Annotated in this window: 2 protein-coding genes; one reads left to right on the top strand and one right to left on the bottom strand. The window is 67.4% G+C overall.

Annotated elements, in window-relative coordinates:
- The first annotated feature begins 37 nt into the window (after positions 1 to 37).
- Positions 38 to 421, top strand: a complete 384-nt coding sequence (locus AB0K65_RS32340) for a hypothetical protein (protein WP_365722872.1) — start codon at positions 38 to 40, stop codon at positions 419 to 421.
- Positions 422 to 426: 5 nt separating this feature from the next.
- Here AB0K65_RS32340 and AB0K65_RS32335 read toward each other — a convergent pair.
- Positions 427 to 1,286 (bottom strand): IS5 family transposase gene (locus tag AB0K65_RS32335; protein WP_365722870.1). Its coding sequence is split into 2 segments (ribosomal slippage): positions 427 to 944 and positions 944 to 1,286, totalling 861 coding nucleotides; the frame shifts between segments, so codons are not numbered across the junction.
- Between the last annotated feature and the right edge of the window lie 41 nt (positions 1,287 to 1,327).

The raw sequence follows: 1,327 nt of genomic DNA, 5'->3' as shown, positions 1-1,327 counted from the left end.
CTAGGGCCTGTCTCTTGGATCCGTCCGTGAGATCGTCGTGCTCGTGATCGAGTCTTGGGTGATCAGCGAAGACAGCCCTGTCCCTGCGTCGTCAGCGGGGGTCGTGGAGGCTCTTCGGTCGAGGATCGACAGCGGGCAGCTTGAGACGTGGCTGACCAGTTCGTCTGGACGGTTGCTGGCCTTCGTGACGAATGCCGAGCGAGCGATGGTGGTGTTGCTCGAAGGCGAGGGTGGTCCCGGCGAGCATGCCGTGGACCCCGGAACTGCGGGGTCGAGTGACGGGTTCATCCTCTCCAACGGGCAGGGCGACGAGTATCCGGATGAGGACACCGTCCCCATCCGGGAGGCATTCAGGCTCGTGGAGCACATCGTGGGCACGGGCTCTTGGCCTGCGGATGCACGCTGGGTGGTCGATTGCTGAGCGGGCTATCGCCGTGCCCAGATGAGGATCGCGGCGAGGTGGAGCGCGGCCTGGTAGGCGATGGCGAGCTTGTCGGTCCGCATGGCCAGGCCGCGCCATTGCTTGAGCCGGTTGATGCAGCGTTCGACTGAGTTGCGCTGCTTGTATGCCTCGGCGTCGAAGGCGGGCGGTCGGCCGCCGGCACTGCCTCGCCGCAGTCGGTGGCCGATCTGGTCGGACGGCTGGGGGATGACAGCGCGGATTCCGCGTTGGCGGAGGTGACTTCGGATCGCGCGGGACGAGTACGCGCGGTCCGCGAGGACTGCATCTGGGCGGGTCCTTGGTCTTCCGGGTCCGTTTCGCGGAACGCGGATGGCGGCCATGATGGTCTCGAAGGCCGGGGCGTCGCCCGCCTGGCCTGCGGTGACGCGGAGCGCCAGGGGCCGTGCACGGGGGTCACTGGCGAGATGGACCTTCGTGCTCAGGCCGCCGCGCGAGCGTCCGAGCGCGTGGTCGTCGGGTTCGGCCCGACCTGGAGCCCCTTTTTCCTGGCGCCAGCGGAATGCTGATGAGCCCGGCAGACGGTGGAGTCCACCGACACGGTCCAGCCGATGTCGTCACCGGCGTCGGCCGCTGCCAGCACCGCGGCAAGGATGCGTTCCCAGGTGCCGTCCACGGCCCACCTGAGCAGCCGTTTGTGGGCGGTTTGGAACGAGCCGAGCTCGTCGGGCAGGTCCCGCCAGGGCGAGCAGGTGCGGTACTTCCAAGCGATGGCCTCCAGGGTTCGTCGATGATCGGCCCACCGCCGACCGCGGACCGGATCGGCCGGCATCAACGGCTCGATCCGGTCCCACATCGCATCAGTGATCACTAACCGAACGGACACATCCGATCAACTGACCAATCGACCAAAGAGACACGCTCTAG

It is taken from the genome of Streptomyces sp. NPDC053755, assembly GCF_040677675.1.
In the GTDB taxonomy this organism is placed as follows: Bacteria; Actinomycetota; Actinomycetes; order Streptomycetales; family Streptomycetaceae; genus Streptomyces.
The sequence above is the reverse complement of the archived record's forward strand: the minus strand, read 5'-3'. Positions and strand labels throughout refer to the sequence as shown.